General features: G+C 68.4%; 14 protein-coding genes, 1 tRNA gene and 1 pseudogene. 9 read left to right on the forward strand and 7 right to left on the reverse strand.

Annotation, left to right across the window (positions count from 1 at the left end; translation table 11 throughout):
* Positions 1-37: 37 nt before the first annotated feature.
* Positions 38-1024 (reverse strand): hydroxyacid dehydrogenase, encoded by a 987-nt coding sequence (locus GA0115254_RS21590; RefSeq protein WP_176740236.1) that lies wholly within the window; start codon positions 1022-1024, stop codon positions 38-40.
* 340 nt (positions 1025-1364) lie between these two features.
* Between GA0115254_RS21590 and GA0115254_RS21595 the strand changes: the two genes are divergently transcribed.
* The 5 genes from GA0115254_RS21595 (at position 1365) to GA0115254_RS21615 (ending at position 8722) form a co-directional block, all read left to right on the forward strand.
* The gene (locus GA0115254_RS21595; protein WP_093896942.1) at positions 1365-2378 is read left to right on the forward strand and encodes an ABC transporter permease; all 1014 of its coding nucleotides are present in this window, start codon (positions 1365-1367) and stop codon (positions 2376-2378) included.
* 82 nt (positions 2379-2460) lie between these two features.
* A complete protein-coding gene (locus GA0115254_RS21600; protein ID WP_093897001.1) occupies positions 2461-3321 on the forward strand; it encodes a carbohydrate ABC transporter permease in 861 nt (286 codons plus the stop codon).
* 51 nt (positions 3322-3372) lie between these two features.
* A complete protein-coding gene (locus GA0115254_RS21605; RefSeq protein WP_093896943.1) occupies positions 3373-5046 on the forward strand; it encodes a type 2 periplasmic-binding domain-containing protein in 1674 nt (557 codons plus the stop codon).
* Positions 5043-6509, forward strand: a complete 1467-nt coding sequence (locus GA0115254_RS21610) for a M1 family metallopeptidase (protein ID WP_093896944.1) — start codon at positions 5043-5045, stop codon at positions 6507-6509. Before GA0115254_RS21605 ends, GA0115254_RS21610 begins: the two co-directional genes overlap by 4 nt.
* The gene (locus GA0115254_RS21615; RefSeq protein WP_093896945.1) at positions 6506-8722 is read left to right on the forward strand and encodes a right-handed parallel beta-helix repeat-containing protein; all 2217 of its coding nucleotides are present in this window, start codon (positions 6506-6508) and stop codon (positions 8720-8722) included. The genes GA0115254_RS21610 and GA0115254_RS21615 overlap by 4 nt, the downstream gene beginning before the upstream one ends.
* Positions 8723-8770: 48 nt before the next feature.
* Here GA0115254_RS21615 and GA0115254_RS47710 read toward each other — a convergent pair.
* Positions 8771-9794: pseudogene (locus tag GA0115254_RS47710) on the reverse strand (LacI family DNA-binding transcriptional regulator).
* Between the two features lie 246 nt (positions 9795-10040).
* Here GA0115254_RS47710 and GA0115254_RS21625 point away from each other — a divergent pair.
* The 3 genes from GA0115254_RS21625 to GA0115254_RS21635 are packed head-to-tail and all read left to right on the forward strand — an operon-like array spanning position 10041 to position 12780.
* Positions 10041-10904, forward strand: a complete 864-nt coding sequence (locus GA0115254_RS21625; RefSeq protein ID WP_093896946.1) for an ABC transporter permease — start codon at positions 10041-10043, stop codon at positions 10902-10904.
* 38 nt (positions 10905-10942) lie between these two features.
* On the forward strand, positions 10943-11962 hold the full coding sequence (locus tag GA0115254_RS21630; RefSeq protein WP_093896947.1) for an ABC transporter substrate-binding protein: 1020 nt from the start codon (positions 10943-10945) through the stop codon (positions 11960-11962).
* On the forward strand, positions 11959-12780 hold the full coding sequence (locus GA0115254_RS21635) for an ABC transporter ATP-binding protein (protein ID WP_093896948.1): 822 nt from the start codon (positions 11959-11961) through the stop codon (positions 12778-12780). The genes GA0115254_RS21630 and GA0115254_RS21635 overlap by 4 nt, the downstream gene beginning before the upstream one ends.
* A 75-nt stretch (positions 12781-12855) precedes the next feature.
* Here GA0115254_RS21635 and GA0115254_RS21640 read toward each other — a convergent pair whose 3' ends face one another.
* From GA0115254_RS21640 to GA0115254_RS21660, 5 genes are all read right to left on the reverse strand, one after another.
* The gene (locus tag GA0115254_RS21640; protein ID WP_176740237.1) at positions 12856-13449 is read right to left on the reverse strand and encodes a TetR-like C-terminal domain-containing protein; all 594 of its coding nucleotides are present in this window, start codon (positions 13447-13449) and stop codon (positions 12856-12858) included.
* Between the two features lie 108 nt (positions 13450-13557).
* Positions 13558-14415 (reverse strand): sugar phosphate isomerase/epimerase family protein, encoded by an 858-nt coding sequence (locus GA0115254_RS21645; protein ID WP_093896949.1) that lies wholly within the window; start codon positions 14413-14415, stop codon positions 13558-13560.
* 14 nt (positions 14416-14429) lie between these two features.
* The gene (locus GA0115254_RS21650; RefSeq protein ID WP_093896950.1) at positions 14430-17912 is read right to left on the reverse strand and encodes a ThuA domain-containing protein; all 3483 of its coding nucleotides are present in this window, start codon (positions 17910-17912) and stop codon (positions 14430-14432) included.
* A gap of 183 nt (positions 17913-18095) precedes the next feature.
* Positions 18096-18998 (reverse strand): transketolase family protein, encoded by a 903-nt coding sequence (locus GA0115254_RS21655; protein WP_093896951.1) that lies wholly within the window; start codon positions 18996-18998, stop codon positions 18096-18098.
* A 58-nt stretch (positions 18999-19056) separates the two neighbouring features.
* Complete coding sequence (locus GA0115254_RS21660; protein ID WP_093897002.1) at positions 19057-19758, reverse strand: thiamine pyrophosphate-dependent enzyme; 702 nt, start codon at positions 19756-19758, stop codon at positions 19057-19059.
* 127 nt (positions 19759-19885) lie between these two features.
* Between GA0115254_RS21660 and GA0115254_RS21665 the strand changes: the two genes are divergently transcribed.
* Positions 19886-19959: transfer RNA gene (locus GA0115254_RS21665), tRNA-Pro, on the forward strand.
* Positions 19960-20084: the final 125 nt, after the last annotated feature.

Here is a 20084-nt window from a genome sequence, read left to right on the forward strand (position 1 = left end):
TGTGACGCCGAGCCTAGAGCCTGTGCCGGGGCGGACTTCATGCGATCCTCCCCAGGTCGGCCCGGTGCACCGGGTGGTCGAACGGTGTGCCCTGCGCGTACCGCGCCAGTTCGTCCACCGCGAGCGCACCGAGCCGTCCCACCTCGTTTCCCTGGGCGCCCGCGAGATGCGGGGTGAGGAAGACGTTCGGCAGGTCCCAGAGCGGGTGGTCGTCCGGCAGCGGCTCGGGCGATGTCACATCGAGGACGGCGTCCAGCCGCCCGCTGACCAGGTGCCCGGTCAGCGCCTCGGTGTCCACCAGCGGGCCGCGGGCCGTGTTGACGAGCAGGGTGCCGGGCCGCATCAGGCCGATCCGCCTGGCGTCGATGAGCCCGCGGGTCTCCGGCGTGTCGGGAGCATGGACGCTCACCACGTCGCTGGTCGCCACCAGGGTGTCCAGGTCGGTCGGGGTGACACCGAGCAGTTCCGCCTCGGCCGCGCTGACATATGGGTCGTACAGCAGTACCTCGGCATCGAGGACCCGGAGCAGCTCGATGACCCGGCGGCCGATCCGGGACGCCCCGACGATGCCGATGGTCAGGCCGTGCGTGCCGAGCCAGTGCTGGCGGTCGAGGTCGGCGCCGGTGCGGTGGGTGCGCCGGGTGCGGAAGAGCCCGGCCAGCGGAAAGACTCGTTTGGCGCCCAGGATGATCGCCGCCAGGGTGAACTCGGCGACCGGTACGGCATTGGCGGCGGCGGCCGAGGAGACGACGATCCCGCGGTCGAACGCGGCCGGGGACAGAAACGTTTTCACCGTGCCGGCCGCATGGATCACGGCGCGCAGCGCCGGTGCCCGGTCCAGCAGCGCCGCGTCGACGGGCGGGCAGCCCCAGCCGGTGAGCAGGACCTCGGCCGCATGCAGCGCCGCGGAGGCGTCCGGGGAGTCGAACTCGCTGATCACGAACGGGTCGATGAGGTCGGCGGTCTCCTCGAGACGAGCCCGCACCGGTGGCGGAAAGACGTCGTCGAGCAGTCCGGGGCTCATGGCCAGGACCGTGCGCGGCCGTCGCGGGGGCGGTGCCGCAGCATCGCTACCGGAATGAGCCGGTGCCTCTTCGGTGGTTCGCACCCTGCCTCCGGATAGTAATCGCGTTCTATGGAATGACCGGAACGCTAAGGAGCACGACGGTCGACCGTCAAGCTCACCGCCGCCCCAACTGTCCACTTGAGAAGTATTTTTGTTGATTCGTTGGGCTGGATTTGATGGCGGAGGACATCGGGTCTCAATGACATTTGCCCGGATCTCTTGACGCTTGGGTTAACCGCTTACTAACTTGCGGCCCCAGAAGGCTCACCATGCGCCACCCAGCCGAACAGGACGCACCATGGCTGAAACAGCACCCCCGTTGCCGCGGGAGAAGCGGCGGCAGAAGGCTGAAATACCCTCCCCGCCCGCTGCCCAGGCCGTTGTCGCACAGCACCGGCTGACGCTCTGGCAGCGGATCAAGCGGGACCGGGTGATGCTGCTGCTCACCCTGCCCGGCCTGCTGTACTTTGTCGTTTTCCACTACGTACCGCTGCTCGGCTATGTCGTGGCGTTCCAGGACTACCAGCCGTACCTCGGCTACATGCACAGCGTCTGGGTGGGGTTCGCCAACTTCTCGGCGGCGTTCGGTGAGCCGGCCTTCTGGTCCGCGACGTTCAACACCCTGGAGATCGCCCTCGTCCAACTGGTGTTCTTCTTCCCGATCCCGGTCGCCCTGGCCCTGCTGCTCAACAGCATCGCCAGCGACCGCATCAGGCGCTTCGTGCAGAGTGTCGTCTATCTGCCGCACTTCATCGGCTGGGTCATCATCGTCTCGATCTTCCAGCAGATCCTGGGCGGCGCCGGGCTCCTGCCCGACGTACTCGGCGGTCTGGGGCTGCCGCGCTACGACATGATGAGCGACCCCGACGCCTTCCCCTGGCTGCTGACTCTCCAGGTGGCCTGGAAGGACGCCGGCTGGGGCACGATCATCATCCTCGCCGCGCTGCTGAACATCGACAAGCAGCAGTACGAGGCCGCCGCGATCGACGGCGCGGGCCCGCGGCGCCGCCTCTGGCACGTGACCCTGCCGGGCATCGCCCCCGTACTCATCCTGCTGCTGATCCTCAACCTCGGGCAGATCCTCTCCGTCGGCTTCGAGCAGATCCTGCTCCAGCGCGACGCGGTCGGCCCGGACGCCGGTGAGGTCCTCGACACCTACGTCTACTACCACGGCATCAAGGACAACGACTGGGGCGTCGCCGCCGCCGTCGGGCTCGTCAAGGCGGTCATCGGCACCGCACTCGTCCTGGGCGCGAACAAGTTCGCCCACCGACTCGGCCACGAAGGGGTGTACCGCGGTGCTGACCGCTGAGAAGACGCGCGCCACATCGGAATCCACCGCACCGGCGCCCCGGCCCGCCACTGTCCGCAAGTCCGACGGCCGGCCCCCGTGGATGGAGCGGCCGACCCGTATCGGGCAGATCGCCAAGGCGGTCGCCGTCGTCGTGGTCGTCCTTGCCGTCGCCTACCCGCTGGTCGGCGTCATCGGCACGAGCTTCGCCTCGCAGACCGACATCATCAAGAGCTCCGGCCTCGTCCTGTGGCCGGACCACCCCACCCTGGACGCCTACCGCACCATCTTCACCGGCGGAGTCGTCACCCGCGCGCTGATCGTCTCCGTCGGCATCACGGTCCTCGGCACCCTCGCCAGCCTGCTCGTCACCGTCGGCATGGCGTACGGACTCTCCCGCCGTGACGTCACGGGCTCCCGCCTCATCCTGATGACGGCCCTTTTCACGATGCTCTTCAACGCGGGCATCATCCCGAACTTCCTCCTGGTCAAGGGGCTCGGGCTGTACGACACCTACGCGGCGCTCGTCATGCCCACCCTGGTCAGCGCCTTCAACCTGGTCGTCCTGCGATCCTTCTTCATGAACCTGCCGGAGGAGCTGTACGACGCCGCGAAGGTCGACGGAGCCGGAGACTTCCGCATCCTGGTGCGGATCGTCCTGCCGCTGTCCAAGGCCGTCCTCGCCGTGATCAGCCTCTTCTACGCGGTGACGTACTGGAACGCCTTCTTCAACTCGCTCCTGTACCTCAACGACTCCGACAAGTGGCCGCTGCCCATGGTGCTGCGCACCTATGTCCTGCAGGGCCAGAGCCTGAACGCCGCCTCGGCCGGCGAGGTGCTCGCACCGCAGCAGGCCGTACAGATGGCGGTTCTGGTGATCGCCGTCGTACCGATCCTCTGTGTCTACCCGTTCCTCCAGCGCTACTTCACCAAGGGCGTGCTCACAGGCGCCATCAAGGGCTGAGCGCAGCCACCGCCCCCCACTCCTTCCTTCCCCTCTCCCAAGGAGATTCAGGTGTCGAGCTCCACCCCCATCAACCGCAGAGCACTGTTCCGCATGGGCGCGGGCGTCGGTCTGGGACTGGCCGCCGCCCCGCTGCTCGCCGCCTGCGGCGACGGCGGCACGACCGCGAAGGCGGAGGCCAAGAGCGCCTCGCTGCTCCCCGACACCGCGGTCCGCAACATCGGCCTCAAGCCCGACCTGGCGGGCACCGCCGCCGGTGTTCCGCAGGGCTACTTCAGCTACCCGGCCAAGCCGCTGCGGGCCACGAAGGGCACGCCGCTCAAGGGAGCCGAGCCGATCAGCGCGACGATGGAGACCTTCTCCCCGCCGCCGCCCGCCCGCGGCAAGAACGCCGCCTGGCAGGAGATCGAGAAGCTCCTCGGCGGCCAGGTGGACATCACCGCCGTCCCCGCCGACGACTACGGCACCAAGTTCTCCACCATGGTCGCGAGCGACAGCCTGCCCGATCTCTTCATGTATCCCGAGGTCGGAGGCGTCGACAACAAGGCGGCCTTCCTCCAGGCCAAGTGCGCCGACCTGACTCCGTACCTCGCCGGGGACAGGATCAAGGACTACCCGAACCTGGCCGCGATCCCGAAGGGCGCCTGGCAGGCCGCCATCTTCGGCGGGAAGCTGTACGGCATCCCGATCGCGCGCACCGGCACCGGCGGCGCCGGCTTCTACCGCCATGACCTGTTCGAAGAAGTCGGTGTCACCAGTCTCGACCAGATCACAGACCTCGACAGGTTCGTCGAGGTCTGCAAGGAGCTGACCCGGCCCAAGAAGGACCAGTACGCGATCATCGCGGGCGCCACCACCATGCTTGCGATGTCCGCGGGCGCACCCTACTACTGGCGGCTCGACGCCAAGACGGGCAAGTTCACCACCGACCTGGAGACCCCGGAGTACCGCAAGGCAGTGGAGACGGCCCGGCTGCTGTACAAGGCGGGCTGTTTCTATCCGGGCACGCTTCAGATGTCCGGGGCGCAGAAGGCCCAGTACACGGACATGTTCAAGAACGGCAAGGGCGCCTACGTCTACGACGGCATGCCCACCTACCTGGCACCCGGCGTCGGCTACATCGCCTCCATGCAGGCGATCGACAAGAAGTACGACCCGCGCCCCTTCGTCCCGTTCGGCAAGGACGCCATCGCCTGGATGGACAACGTCAAGCTGGAGAACACCCATGTGAAGAAGGCGTCCGGGGACCGCGTCAAGGAGGTCCTGGCCCTGGCCGACTTCGCCGCCTCCCCGTTCGGCAGCGAGGAGTACACGCTCATCAACTACGGCGTCGAGGGCAAGGACTTCACCCGTGACGCCAAGGGCAACCCGGCCCTCACCAAGCAGGGCACCCAGGACGTCACCGTGCCGTGGAAGTTCATGGCCTCCGCCGTCCCCGCCATCTTCAGCGCCGACTCGGAACAGGGCGTCCGCCACGTCCACGACGCCTTCACCAAGATGATTCCGATCATGGAGCAGGACCCGACCCTGCAGTACTCGTCGCCCACCTGGGACTCGAAGGGATCCGGCAGCCTCTACACGTTCAAGCAGGACGCGCTCAAGGACATCATCTCCGGCCGCAAGCCCATGTCCGCCTACGACCAGCTCGTCAAGGACTACCTGGCCAAGGGCGGCGAGCAGGCCCGCGGCGAGTTCGAAGAGGCCTTCCAGAAGGGGAAGAAGTGACGACGCGACGCTCGGCCCTCAGACTCGGCGGCGCGGCGGTGGCAGCGGCCGTCGCCGTACCCGCTCTCGGCTCGACCGCCCTCGCACAGCCGCACGGCTTCGACCCGAAGCCCGGCTCCGACGGTGTCGGCGACCCGCTCTTCCCGACCCTCGGCAACGGTGGCTATCAGGTCGTCCACTACGACCTGACCTTCGACTTCACCCCGGTGACCTACGACTTCACTGCCCTCGTGAAGATCAACGCCAAGGCCATCCAGGACCTGTCCGCCTTCAACCTGGACACCGACGGTCACACCATCGACTCCGTCACCGTCGCCGGCCGCCCCGCCGACTGGGAGCTCTCGCCCGGCAAGAGCGGCCAGGAGCTCACCGTCACCCCCGCCCGACCGCTCCACAACGGGCAGGCGTTCACCGTCGAGGTGCGCTATCGGGGCAACGGCAAGGCGCCCAGACTCGGGCTGACCGGCTGGAAGTTCGGCACCGACGGCGGCTTCGCCTCCGCCGCCCAGTCGTCCCGCGCCGACACCTTCCTGCCCTGCAACGACACCCCGTCCGACAAGGCGACGTGGACCTTCCACATCAGCGCTCCGCAGGGCTATGTCGCCGCCGCGAACGGCGAACTGCTCCACAAGACCCCGCGCTCCGACGGCTCCACCGTCTGGCACTTCGCCCTGCGCGAGCGCATGGCGACCGAACTCATCGGCATCGCCGTCGTCAAGGGCACCTATCTGTACGGCACCAGCCACCGCGGACTGCCGCTGCGGCACATCGTCCCGCAGGGACAGGAGGACAAGTACGCTCCGATCGTCGCCCGTACCGCGGACCATCTGGCCTGGCTGGAGGCGAAGTTCGGCCGCTACCCGTTCTCCGTCTACGGAGTCCACATCTACGACGGCTACACCGACGCCCTGGAGAACCAGACCCTCTCCCTGTTCTCCACCAACTGGTTCAAGCTCAACGCCAACGGGCAGCCCGGCTACGAGACCACGATGGTCCACGAGCTCGTCCACCAGTGGTTCGGCGACTCCGTCACCCCGAACGACTGGCAGCAGGCCTGGCTCAACGAGGGCCCCGCCGTGTACTACGCAGGCCTGTACGGCGAGGAGCGTGGCTGGTCGCTCTTCGAGGACAAGATGAAGGCCACGTACGCGAAGCTCGACGCCATCCGCGCCACCGACGGCCCGCCCGGACTCCCGAAGGCGCTCGGCGGCACCAATATCTATGACGGTGGCGCGCTCGTCCTGTACGCCCTCAGTCTTCAGATCGGTCAGCGGCAGTTCGACCGGGTCATGCGTGAGTGGGTGAAGCGCTTCAAGGACTCCACCTACACCAGTGAGGCCTTCATCCGGCACACGGTCGACGTCACCGGCGACACGTCCCTCGACCCGTTCCTGCGCGACTGGCTCTTCGGAGCCGTGAACCCGCCCATGCCCGGCCACCCCGACTGGAAGGCCTCCGCGTGAACCGCCGCTCCCTGAACGTCGTACGAGGAACCGCCGCTGCCGCCACCGCCGCCTTCCTGGCCGCGCTCCTTGCCGCCCCGACCGCCCAGGCCGCACCCGGACCCCGCACCCTGTACGCGGCCCCGGACGGACACGGCACCTCCTGTACGGTCGCCCGCCCCTGTACCCCGGAAGGCGCCCGCGACCGGGCACGCACCGAGACCGGCCGCGACGTCCGCGTACTCCTGAAGAACGGTACGTACAAGCGCGACGAACCCCTGAAGCTCGGCGCCGCCGACTCCGGGAAGCACGGCCACACGGTCACCTGGACCGCGGCCCCCGGAGCCCGCCCCGTCCTCTCCGGCGGACAGGACATCACCGGCTGGCGGCAGAACGCCGAAGGCACCTGGACCGCCGACGTCCCGGCCGGTGTCTCCCCCCGCCAGCTCTTCGTCGACGGCAGGCGCGCGACCCGCGCCCGCGGCGCCGCCTGCGCGGCGAGCACCTGCGACGCCACCAGGACCGGCATGACCGGCGCCGTCGCCACCGGGATCGACCGGTGGCAGCGCCCCACCGACGCCGAAGCCGTCATCCGGGTCCGCTGGCGCAACTACCACTGCCGGATCACCGGCGTCAGCGGCGACGTCATGACGTTCGCCCAGCCCTGCTGGACCAACTCGGCGAGCGGCACCAATCGCACCGGACCCGCCTGGGACTCCACCGCGGTCGACTCCACCCGCTACAGCGGCGTCGCCTACTTCGAGAACGCCCGCGAACTGCTGGACGAACCGGGCGAGTTCGTGTGGAACTCGCAGGACCGCACCGTGACGTACCTGCCGCGCAAGGGCGAGAACATGCGCCGCGCGCAGGCCGTCACCCCGCACACCGAGCAGCTGCTCGTCGTCGACGGTGCCCATGACCTCACCATCAGCGGAATCGGATTCGCCTACGCGGCGTACCGCCAGCCGGACACCGACGAGGGCTACGCGGGTATGCAGGCCGGTCTCACCCTGACCGGAGCCACCGGCCCCGTCGACCATGCGGGCCGCTTCTACACCAAGCCGTCCGCCGCGGTCACCGTGCGCGGCGGACAGCACATCAGCATCGAGAACGCCCGGTTCAGCCGGCTCGGCGGGGCGGGCGCCATCCTGGAAGCGGGCACCAAGGACAGTTCCCTGACCCGCTCGTCCTTCACCGATCTGTCCTCGGGCGCGGTGTACGTGGGCGACACCGAGCCGATGCCCGGGGCGGCGCTCGCGGGGGAGCGGAACACGATCGCGTACAACACCATCACCCGCTCCGGCGTCGAGTACACCGACGCGGTGGGCATCTGGGCAGGTTACGAGGCGGAGCTGACCGTCGACCACAACAGCCTGGACCATCTTCCGTACTCCGGGATCTCGGTCGGCTGGGGCTGGAACCAGCCCGAGGCCCAGAAGTCCGTGCTGCGCGACAACAAGGTGACCGACAACCGCATCACCGATGTCATGGAGGTCGCCCAGGCGCAGCACGACGGCGGCGCGATCTACACCCAGGGCGCGCAGCCGGGCTCGGTCGTCTCCGGCAACTACATCAACCGCTCCGCCTTCGGGAACACCGAGCGCGACGGCAACGGTGTCTACCTCGACGAACAGTCCTCGCACATCCTCGTCGAGAAGAACGTCATCACCCGCATCGGCTACAAGTGGGTGTCGAACTGGGCGGACTACGGAATCCAGAACACCGCCCGGGGCAACTGGACCGACACCGCCGCGCCCGCCCTCGGCGGTACCGGCTCCGTCATGACGGACAACCTCACCGGCCTGGACCGGCTGCCGGCCGAGGCGGTGGCCGTCGCGAGCCGGGCAGGCGCCCACGGCGGCCCGGTCGAGCAGCTGCGTACCGACCTGGCCCGCACCGGCATTGCCACCCAGTCCTCCACCGAGGGCACGGCGGGCGCGGCACTCGCCCTGGACGGCGACACCAACACCGACACCCGCACCCTGTCCGAGGCGGGCGCCTGGTGGCAGGCCGATCTGGGCGGCGAGAAGCACATCCGCCAGATCGAGATCTGGAACAACTCCTCGTCCACGACCGCCGACTTCGACGTGGTCACGGACGACGGAACGATCCACGTCAGCGGGAAGGCACTGCGCCCGACTGTCCTGGACCTGGACAGCCGCACCCGCACGGTGAGGATCGTGACGTCCGGCACCGGACGTGTGGCGCTCTCCCAGGTGCTCGTCCACCCGTAGGGCCCGTACGCCCCCGATCCACCGGGCGGTCCCCGGGGACGCCGCCGGTCACACCCCGACCGGCGGCGTCGCCGTGCTCGCCCGCACCACCACCTCTCCCGCCACCCGTACCACCCGGGCCCGCCTCCCCGCGGACGGCTCCCGCAGCGCCAGCGCGATCACGTCCTCGCCCATCGAGGTCAGCGGCAGTGCCACCGTGGTGAGCGCCGGTGACAACTCGCGTACCAGCGGAATGTCGTCGAACCCGGCGAGCGAGACATCCTCCGGCACCCGCAGCCCCTCCTCCCGCAGCGCGGCGAGCGCCCCGACCGCCATCACATCGGTGACCGCGAACACACAGGTCGGCCGCGGCCGGCCGCAGGCCAGCAACCGCCGGGCCGCCGCATACCCGCCGTCGCGAGTGAACGAGCCCTCCACGACCCGGTCGAGCCCGATTCCCGACTCCGCGAGCCCTTCCCGGAAGCCGGTGAGCCGGTCGGAGACAGTGGTCAGCGCGGGCGGGCCGGTGAGCACCGCGAACGTGCGGTGCCCGAGCCCCACCAGCGTCCGGGCGAGCGCGGCCGCCCCGCCCGGTTCTCCGGCTGTACGGTGTCCACCCGCAGGCTGCGGTGCCTGCTGACGACGGCCACCCGCCCCCGCCCCTTACGTAAGGCTCCAGTTCGGCATTCAGGGCCCGCTCCCACGCCCGGTCCTGGAAGCCGGAGCCGATGAGCAGGATCGCCCGGGCGCGCTGAGCCCGCAGCATCGAGACGTAGGCGATCTCCCGGGCGGGTTCCCGGAAGGTGGAGGCCAGCATCACCAGCAGATCCTGCTCGGCCGCGGCGCGCATCACGCCACTCGACACGGCGGCGAAGTACGGATCACTGACGTCATGACAGATGACGCCCACCGTACGGTTGTTGGTCGAATTCGCGAGGGCCTGCGCATGGGCGTTGGGAATGTAATCGAGCCGCTCCGCCGCCGCCCGTACCCGCTCTCGCAAGTCATCGCGTACCCGGGTCGTGCCGTTGAGGGCGCGCGAGGCGGTGGCGGGGGACACCCCGGCCTCCCGGGCCACGGCGTCGAGCGTCACATGCGCCGCTGCGGGAAGGCCGCCGCGCGGCTCCGGTTGGTGCGATGTTCCCCGTTCACTCAACTCGACCCCCAAGGGCGCGGTGGTGGAAGGCCTCGAAACTTGTCGACGACCTATTGACCGTGCGTGCAGGCAGTCATTAGCGTGGCGAAAACCTTATCAGAAAGCGCTTTCTGAAAGCGCCTTCTCGTCATCGCAGGATCGCACAGCTCTCCACAACTGCACCCGAAGCGGCGGGAGTTCACAGTGAGCCAGAGCGCGTTGACCAAAAGTCCCCCTGAAGCGGAGGGAGTTGTCCGGCGGGCCGGTCCCTCGGCGGGGGAGCGGTTCGCGCAGGCGGCCGAGCAGAGCTGGCGGCCCGTCGCCCTGCTGCTGGCCTGTTTCGCCGTCTGGTGGGTGATTTCGGCGGCGGAGCTGGTGAAGCCGTATCTCGTGCCGTCACCCGGGGCGACCCTCGATGTCCTTACCGGCAAGGCCGGTTATCTCTGGCAGCACACCTGGGTGACCACATACGAAACGCTGCTCGGCTTCCTGATCGCCGTGGCCGTCGGTGTACTGGCGGCAGTCGTCATGGTGTACTCCTCGACCGTCGAGCGCACGCTCTATCCCGTTCTGTTGTTCGCCCAGGTCGTACCGAAGATCGCGATCGCGCCGCTGTTCGTCGTCTGGCTCGGCTTCGGTATCGAGCCGAAGATCCTCATCGCCGTGCTCATCGCCTTCTTCCCCGTCGTGATCTCCATGGTCACCGGCCTCAAGGCGGTCGACCCGGAGATGCTCCAGCTGTCGGCGACCATGGGCGCGGGGCCCTGGCAGACCTTTCTCAAGATCCGCTTTCCGGCCTCGCTCCCGCATCTCTTCTCCGGGCTCAAGGTCGCCGTCACCCTGGCGGTCACCGGAGCGGTCGTCGGCGAGTTCGTCGGCGCCAACGAGGGCCTGGGCTATGTGATCCTCCAGGCCAACGGCAACCTCGACACCCCGATGCTCTTCGCCGGGCTGCTCGTGATGTCACTCATCGGCGTCGTGCTCTTCGTCGCCGTGGAGATCGCCGAAATGCTGCTGCTCCCGTGGCACGCCAGCCGCCGGGACGCATCCGCCACCACCACGTACTGACTCCGTCATACCGACTTCGTCGCGAGAAGGGCCAGCCCATGCATGCGCGCAGACTCCTGATCGGTGTCGTACCCCTCGTCCTGGTGGCCACGGCCTGCGGTGGCAACGACGCGTCGACCACCACGAGCGACTCGGGCAAGAAGCTGGACAAGGTCACGCTGACGCTCAACTGGTATCCGTACGGCGAACACGCGCCGTTCTACTACGGCAAGCAGCAGAAGATCTTCGAGAAGCACGGCATCGACCTGAAGATCCAGGCGGGTCAGGGCTCGCAGAAGACGGTGCAGGCCACCGCCGCGGGCCAGACCGACTTCGGCTGGGCCGACACCCCGGCACTGCTCGCGGGTGTCGATCAGGGCGTTCAGGTGAAGAGCCTCGGAGTCTTCCTCCAGACCACCCCGGCGTCGGTGCAGTCCTTCGATGCCGAGGGCATCGAGTCGCCTGCGGACCTCAAGGGAAAGACCATTGCGGGGACCGCCGGTGACGCGCTCTCCAAGACCTTCCCGATCTTCCTGAAGAAGAACAACCTCGACGCGTCGGACGTCAAGGTCCAGAACACCGACCCGGCGGGCAAGATCGCCGCGGTGATCTCCGGGAAGACCGACGGACTTCTCGGCTACGCCAGCGACCAGGGCCCCACCATGCAGGACAAGGCCAAGAAGCAGGTCTCGTATCTGCGTTTCTCCGAGAACGGGCTGAACTTCTACTCCAACGGTCTGCTCGCCGGAGAGAAGATCCTCGCCACGAAGTCCGAACTCGCCGGACGCATGGTGCAGGCGGTCAGCGAGTCGTGGGCGGCCGCCGAAAAGGCCCCCGGGCCGGCGGTCGCGGCGATGGACGGAGCCTCGGAGCAGTTGCCGCCGACCACGGTCCTGGCCGAGCAGTTCAAGACGACGCTCACTCTGCTGCACACCTCGTCGACCGAGGGGAAGGCGCCCGGAGTGAACAACGAGGCCGACTGGCAGCAGACCATCGACGTCTTCGCCGAGGCGGGCCTGGTCAGCAAGCCGAAAGCCGTCGCGGAGTACTGGGACGAGAAGACGGCGCTGAAGGGATGACGATGCCGAAGCAGTACACGACGCGGACCGAGGCATCGGTTCCTGCCGCGGCGGCGGTCGGACTGTCCGATGTGGCGGTCCGGTTCCGCAGCAGGAAGCGCGATGTCACCGCGTTGCGCGAGGTCTCGCTCGATGTGGCGCCCGGTGAGTTCGTGGCGATCGTCGGACCGTCCGGATGCGGCAAGTCGACCCTGCTCAAGCTGGTCGCCGGACTGCTGAAGCCGTCCTCGGGCGAGGTCCGGCTCGGCGGCGAGCAGGTCGACGGGGTGCGGCACGACATCGGTTACGTGTTCCAGCGCGCCGCCCTCCTGGAGTGGCGCTCGGCGCGCCGCAACATCCTGCTGCAGGCCGAGATCCGGAAGATGCCTCCGGCGCAGGCGCGTGGCCGGACCGACGAACTGATCCGGATGACGGGCCTGGCCGGCTTCGAGGACGCGTATCCGCATGAACTGTCCGGCGGAATGCAGCAGCGTGTGGCGTTGTGCCGGGCGCTGCTGCACGAACCCCCGGTGCTCTTGATGGACGAGCCGTTCGGCGCGCTCGACGCGCTCACCCGCGAGCAGATGAACATGGAGCTGAACCGCATCTGGCGGGAGACCCGCACCACCGTCCTGCTGGTCACCCACTCCATCTCGGAGGCCGTCTATCTGGCCGACCGCGTGGTGGTGATGAGCCCGCGCCCCGGCACGATCTCCGAGATCATCGAGGTGGGTCTGGACGCGGAACGGGAGTACGGCGAGACGCTGGGCCGCCCGGAATTCCGGGACGCGGCCGCCCACATCCGTGACCTGCTGGGCGCGGTCTCCGCGCACGACTGACGGTGTCCTCGGCCCCCGGACGGGCTTGAGGGCCGAGCCCGTCCGGGGCGATGGAGGACAGAACGGCCGCTCTGCTCACTTCAGCCCGAACGCGTCCGCGAGCATCTCCGTCTGTGCGCCCAGCAACGTGGCGCCGCTGTGGCCCATGCCCACGTACTGCCCTGCGGCCTCCAGTCCCACCGAACCGTGCAGCTGTGCCCACGCCGGCACCGCACCCGCCCATGCCTGTGCCGACTTCCCGGTGTCCCCGGCCGCAGTCGGTGCGTACTCGGCCACCCATGCGCCCACAGCCTCGTCCGTGCACAGCCACGCGGTCATCTCCGCCACCACCGGAGCGACCTGGGCTCCCGGTGCCCCGTCGGCGAAGATCGTCAGGAAAGGCCCGAGAACGGCACGGGCCCGGTCCAGCGTGTCGTCCGGAGCGACATGGCCCGGCACGGGTGCGCCCTGGATCAGCAGATGGCGGTGCGGCTCCTCGAACGCCCAGGCCCGATAGGCATCGGCCGGCGTGTGCAGACACCCGCGAGCGCCCTGCGATACGGCCGACGCGCCGGTCGCCGCTGCCGCATCGTCGTAGGCATCCCGGATCAGTGCGCTCAGCAGATCGTCCCGGCCGGCGAAGTAGCGGTAGAGCGCCGGTCGTCGTCCCCAACCCCCTTGCCGACACATTGGTTTCGATGCTCGACCGGTACGGGGCGCTGCTCGCCGCCCACTGAACGCGCAGCGGCCCCGGGCTGCGGTACGCGCAACCCGGGGCCGCCGTGTGCACCTGCCCGCTCAGTACCGCAGCCGGGACAGATACGTGTAGCTCGCGAGCGCCGAGGCGAACGGATCAGCCGGCGCGTCGTGCTCCACCAGCCACTGCTTCACACCGCCCCGTCGTGCCGTGTCGAACATCGCCGGGAAGTCCAGCACCCCCGAACCGACGTCCGCGAAGTCCCCGTTGGGTGCCATGTCCTTCACATGGAGCGCCGGGAAGCGTCGCGGATGCCGTACGAAGAGCTCGCCGGGAGCCGAGGCTCCGCCGTTGGCCGCCCAGTACAGATCCAGCTCGAAGGCGACCAGCTCAGGGTCGGTCTCGGCGAGCAGAATGTCGTACAGGCTGACGCCGTCGACCACCTGATGGTCCGTCCCGTGATTGTGGTACAGCAGCTTCAGCCCGGACTCGCGCGCGGCGAGCCCCACCCGGTTGAACTCCCTGGCCACTTCGCGGTACCCGGCCGGACTGTGCAGCGAACCCGGCAGGCTGGGCACGACGATCCACTTGCCGCCCAGGGTGTGGATGTCCTCCAGGGCCTGGGGGAGCCCGGCCCCCTTCACGATGTCGTAGGCGACATGTTCGAGGACGGCCCGCAGCCGGGTCTCGTCGAGCATCCGCCGGATGTCGGCCGCGCTGTGGCCGTGCCGGCCGCTCACCCCGACCGTGGCATAGCCGATCTCCGCCAGCCGCTCCAGGGTGCCCCTGAAGTCCGTCGCCAACGGATTACGCATGGTGTACAGGTGCATGCCGATCCCCGACGGTGGGATGCGCCGGCGCCGGCGGGCCTCGGTGGCGGACACGGAGGTGGCGCCGAGCCCTGTGGCTGCGGCAACACCCACAGCCGTGCTCAGAAAGGTGCGTCGTGTGCGGTCCATGCGGGTCTGCCCTCTCAACTCACGTCGATGCGTACGGAACCGGTGGTGGTGTCGCCCTTGTCGTCGGTGACCGTCAGATGTGCGGTGTACGAGCCCTTTCGGTCGTAGATGTGCGTGGCCGTCTCACCCTCCGCCCTGGTGTTGTCACCGAAGTCCCAGTGGTACGAGGCGATCGTGCGCCCGGCAACCGGTTGGACCGCGCTGCTCAGCGTCACGGAGAGCGGAGCGGTGCCCGTCGTCGGAGCCGCCTTCACCGTGACTTTTGTCCCCGGTCGCTTCTCGACACCGGGACCGTTGAAGTGCAGCCAGTCGACAGCGAACAGGTCGGCCTTGTCGCTGCTCCACTCCGGGTTGCTGAACACCGCGTACAGCTTCACGCTGCCGCCGGGATCCGTCAGCGCCGTGGTCGGTGAGACGATCCTGCCCCAGTCACCGGTGTTCGGGACGGCCACCTTGCCGAGCAGGGGGCCCGTCGGCGAACCGGCCCGGAATTCGACACTCCCGCCGATCCCGCCGGAGGCCGCACCGACCGTCACCGAGCCGATGTTCTTCAGGTTCACCGGATCGAAGCTGATCCAGTCACCGTCCTCGATCTCGGTCAGCCGTTTACCGCCGGAGGCATCGGCCCTGCTCCCGATCACCGCACCGCCGTGCGTACCGCCGGTCGCCGTGAAGTGCTCCGCCTCACGGAACGCGGTGCGCAGAGTGAGCGAGGTGGAGCCGGTGAGCGCGGGTGCGCCAGGGGCGCCCTTGTCCTCGTACTGGGCGGTGATCCCGTAGTACAGGTTCTGTCCCGGGCCGTGGCTGTCCCCGGCGTCCGTGACGATCTCTCCCGCACAGCCGGTGTAGTTGTCGAGCGGATGCAGATGGGTGTCATGGCCGAGCTGTGACTGCACGACCACCCGTGAGCAGTCGATCGGTCCGCTCCGCCCGTCCTCCTTGTCCTTGACCTTGACGGTGAAGGGGATGGTGTCGCCGAAGCTGAACATCCCGCCGTTCGGGGGCTGCTTGATGGTGACCTCCGGACGGGTATTGCCGACGGTGATGTCCTGCACGGCCTGCGCCGTGAGACCGCCGGGCCCGGTGACCGTGAGCCGCGCGGTGACCAGTCCCTTCGTGCGATAGGTGTACGAGGGGTTCGCATCGGTCGAGTCGGTGGTGCCGTTCCCGTCGAAGTCCCATGCGTACGAGACCGGCCGGTCGCCGGGCAGTCCGGAACCGGCGCTGGAGAAGTCGACCGTCAGCGGCGCCGGACCGTTGTCCCGGCTTGCGGTGACCTTCGCATCGGGCAGCCGTCCGTCACCGACGTAGTCGATCCGGTAGATGCCGGCACCCTCGTTGCTGCCACCGCGGCCCGTACCGCTGCCGAGCCCGAAGTCGATGACGTACAGCGCCCCGTCGGGACCGAAGTCGGCATCGAAGGGCTGGTTCCACTGCATGTCCTGGAAGATGCCGTTGATGGACTGGAGTTCACCGGCCTTGACGGGAGTGAACCGCGGATCGTCGAACGACTGGTCCTTCTGCTGGAAGGAGAACGTTTTGAACCACCGGCGGGTCAGCTCGTAGTTGATCCACTTCCCCTCGAAGTACTCCGGGAATTTGGTGCGATAGGTGTTGTCCGGGTCGTAGTCGTAGACGGGACCGCTCATCGGGCCGCCGCCTCCGGTGCCGAGCTCCGGGAATTCGGCGGATGCGGAGTAGGCGTACCAGACGGTTGCGGGCTGGGCAGGTGGCAGTTCCCGCAGCCCGGTGTTGTTCGGTGAGTCATTGACGAGCGCCGCGCAGTCGAACTTCGGACCCGACTTCTTCGTCGTGAAGTCGTAGTCAGTGAAAGGAGTGTTGTTGCCTATGCAGTACGGCCAGCCGAAGTTCCCCGCCGCCGTGATACGGGTGTACTCGACGGTCCCCTCCGGCCCGCGATCGGCGACCGCCTCCTTGGCGTCCGGACCGTAGTCGGCGACCATCAGCGCGCCGCTCAGCGGATCGGTGGTGATCCGGAAGGGATTGCGCATCCCCATCGCGTAGATCTCCGGACGCGTCTTCTCCGTACCGGGCGCGAAGAGATTGCCCTCCGGAACGGTGTACGTACCGTCGTCCCTGGGGGTGATGCGCAGAATCTTGCCGCGCAGATCGTTCGTATTGCCCGCCGTGCCCTGGGCGTCCCAGGCGCGTCGGCCGGCGCCCTCGTCGATCGGGCTGAAGCCGTCCGAGGCGAACGGATCGGTGTTGTCCCCGGTCGCCGCGTACAGATTGCCTGCCTTGTCGAAGGCGAGCGAACCGGCCATATGGGAGTTGGCCCGGCCTTCGCCCCGCCAGGTCGGAATGGTCAACAGCCGCTTCTCCGACGCGGGATCGACTGTATTGCCGGTGACGGTGAACCGGGAGAGATTGAGTTGCTTCTCGGTCTTGTCGGAGTGCAGGAGATAGAGCCGGTTGTTCGTGGCGAAGCCCGGATCGAGGGCGAGGCCGAGCAGTCCGTCGGACTGACTGGTCATCTCCGGTGTGTACGCGAAGTCCAGCGCAGTCGACACCTTCATCGTCTGCTGGTCGATGACCTTCAGCTTCCCGGTGCGCTGGGCGAAGAACACCCGGCGGTCGGGGGCAACGGCCAGTTCGAACGGGTCGGCGAGGTCGCTGGTGGCCAGCGCGGTCCGCTGGAACGAACCGGTCCGCGTCGCGGTGCAGTCACCGGGCTTCGCACCCGCGGCCCATTCGATCCCGCCGAGAAGGTGCTGGACGAAGCCCTCCTCCTGGAACGCCGAGGACGCGTGCCCGCCCGCGGTGAACCAGGAGCGGCCGCCGTCGTAGTTCTGGCACCAGGACCACGGATGGTCCACGCCCTCGTCGAGCCCGGTGACGCCGTCGCGCACCTTGATCTGCGCGAGGGTGTGCACCTTGGAGGTGGGATTGGTGCGCCAGTTGTACCACTCCTCCGTACGCTCCCAGAGGTCCGGAAGGCCCTTGGTGGAGGGGTGCGCGTGATCGAGGACCTTGATCCGGCCGGTCTGCACGGCCGGGTGCTGGTCGAAGATGGCACCGACAAGACCCTCGTACCAGTCCCAGTCGCGCTCGCTGGCGGACGCGGCATGCAGACCGACCCAGCCGCCTCCCGCACGGATGTACTTCTGCAGGGCCTGGCGCTCGTCGGCGCTCAGCAAGTCACCTTTCTCCGGTGTGGAGTTGGTGTTGTTGAACACGACCGCCTGGAAACGGGCGAGATCGGTGTCATTGAAGACGGCGGAGTCTTCGGTCGCCTCGACCTCGAAGCCGTTCTCGGCGCCGAGCTTTTTGATCGCTTCGATCCCGGCGGGAATCGAGTCGTGAGGGAAGTTGGTGACCTCGGAGTAGACCAGGACCCGGAAGGAAGCCGCGTGGGCCCGGGGCGGCGAGGCCACCAGAAGACCGACGACCAACGCCAGCAGTGCGGTGACGGCGATGAGCGGCGACGGAAAGCGGTGACCTCGTAACGGGCGGCTTTGCAACGGGCGATGACTCATGGGCGCTCCCTGTGCGGTAGATGCCGACTGCGGGATGTAGAAAGCGCTTTCTGAAGTGCATCGCTCAGAGTAGGTTCAGGTCTTGATGGGGTCAATGGGCCGGGAGCGCACTCTGTGGCTTCGGGGTGACTTCGTGCTCCCGGCGCTGCCGGGGGAGAGCGCTTCCGAGGGCCACCGCACCGGTCATCGGCGGAGGAACCCGCCGATCCGCTCCCGCAGCCCCCGCGGATCCAGACCATGGGCGGCGAGGTGCTCGTCCATTTCCCCGTACTTGCGCAGCTCGGCCCGCCCCACCCCGAGGCCCAGCACGCGGTGCGGCAGCTCGGCGAGCGCGTCATTGGCCGCGGCCGTGGACGTGCCCGCCAGATACGGTTCGACGATCACCACATCGGCGGCCCCGTGATCACCGACCGCCCGCCGCAGCCCGGCCCCGTCGAAGGGGCGCACCGTCGTCGCGTACAGCACGGTCGCATCGAGGCCGTCGGTCGCCGCGAGGACATTGTCGAGCATCGGCCCGACCGCGATCACCACCCCGCCCTCACCCTCCCGCACCGTGGTGAAACCGGTCCCCGCGCCGACCGGCCGCGCCCGGTCGTTGGACTGCAGCGACAGCCGTACGTACACCCGGTCGTCCCCGGCCGCAGCCTGCCGCAGCAGCTCCTCGGCCTCGTCGGGGTGGCCCGGGACGTGCACCGTCCAGCCGTCGAGGGTGTCCATGAGGGCGACATCGCCCGGTGACATATGGGTGAAGCCGCCGGCCGGCCAGTCGTACGAGCCTCCGGCACTCACCAGCACCCCGCCCACTCCCTGATGGCCGAAGTCCAGCTTGACCTGCTCGAACGGCCGCTCGATCAGAAAGCTGGCGAAGGTGTGCACGATCGGCCGCAGGCCGGTGAGCGCCATCCCGGCGCCCGTCCCGATCAGCAGCTGTTCCCTGATTCCCACATTGATGACCCGGTCCGGATGGGCCCGTGCGGCCCGGTCGAAGCCGTCCCGGCTGATCTCGGCGAGCACCAGCGCGAGGCGGGGGTCCTCGTCCAGCAGCTGTGAGGTGGTCGAGATGAAGCGGTCACGCATCGTGTCCATGTGAAATGTCCCTCTCCGGTTTCGTTGCTTCTGTCTCTTCGGTTGTCGCCCGGTGCGTTCAGTTCTTGGGGGCGACACGGGCGACCACGGCCCGCGGCCGCCCGGGGTGTGGTGCCGTGAAGGCCGCGTACAAGGCCTCGTGGTCCCGTCCGTCGACGGAGTCGACCGACCAGCCCGCAGCCTCGAACCGGGCCGCGATGCCACCGGGCCGGCCGTAGGACGCCGACGCGTTGTCGATCACCACGGTGTGCAGCTGTTCCAGCCCGGCCGGGCCCGCGTAGGCGAGGGCCTCGTGATTGCTGCCCTCGTCCAGCTCGGCGTCCCCGATCAGCACCCATACCCTCGGGTCGTTCAGCCCCTGCGCCCGTAGACCGAGCACGCTCCCGACGGCCAGCGGCAGCCCGTGCCCCAGCGACCCGCTGCCGATCTCGATCCCCGGCGCCAGCGTCCGGTCCGGGTGATGCCCGAGCGGTGAGTCGTACGTCCCGAACCCGGAGAGCAGCTCCTCGCCGAAGAATCCGTGCGCGGCGAGGACCGCGTAGTACGCCATCGGACCGTGCCCCTTGGACAGCAGGAAACGGTCGCGGTCGGGTGCGTCGGCGGCGCCGGGTGTCACCCGCAGCACCCGGTCGTACAGCACCCAGAGGGCATCCAGCGTGGAGGTCGCGGCGGGGCCGTGCTTCTCGTCCCCTGTCATCAGGCTCATCAGCCGGTTCATGTCGCGGTAATCGCCCGTGGGGGCAGCAGCTGTGTTTGTCATGAACCCAGGGTTGAACATCAAGTTTGGTTGAGGTCAAGCCGGGAAAGGTGTTCGTGACCACCCGTCCAAGTGCGGTATTCTTCTCATGCGCGTTCGGCCAGGGGGAATCCCCAGGTCAGGCGAGTATCGGGACGTGGCGCAGCTTGGTAGCGCACTTGACTGGGGGTCAAGGGGTCGCAGGTTCAAATCCTGTCGTCCCGACTTTTAGGAGTCGCAGGTCAGAGGCCGTTTCAGAGCAATCTGAAACGGCCCTTTGGTCTTTTTTGGGAACTGGTTGGGGACCAATCTCCAACTCCCGAGACGCCTCTTGACCCGGCCAAGGTGCG

The organism is Streptomyces sp. Ncost-T10-10d (genome assembly GCF_900091955.1).
GTDB lineage: Bacteria > Actinomycetota > Actinomycetes > Streptomycetales > Streptomycetaceae > Streptomyces.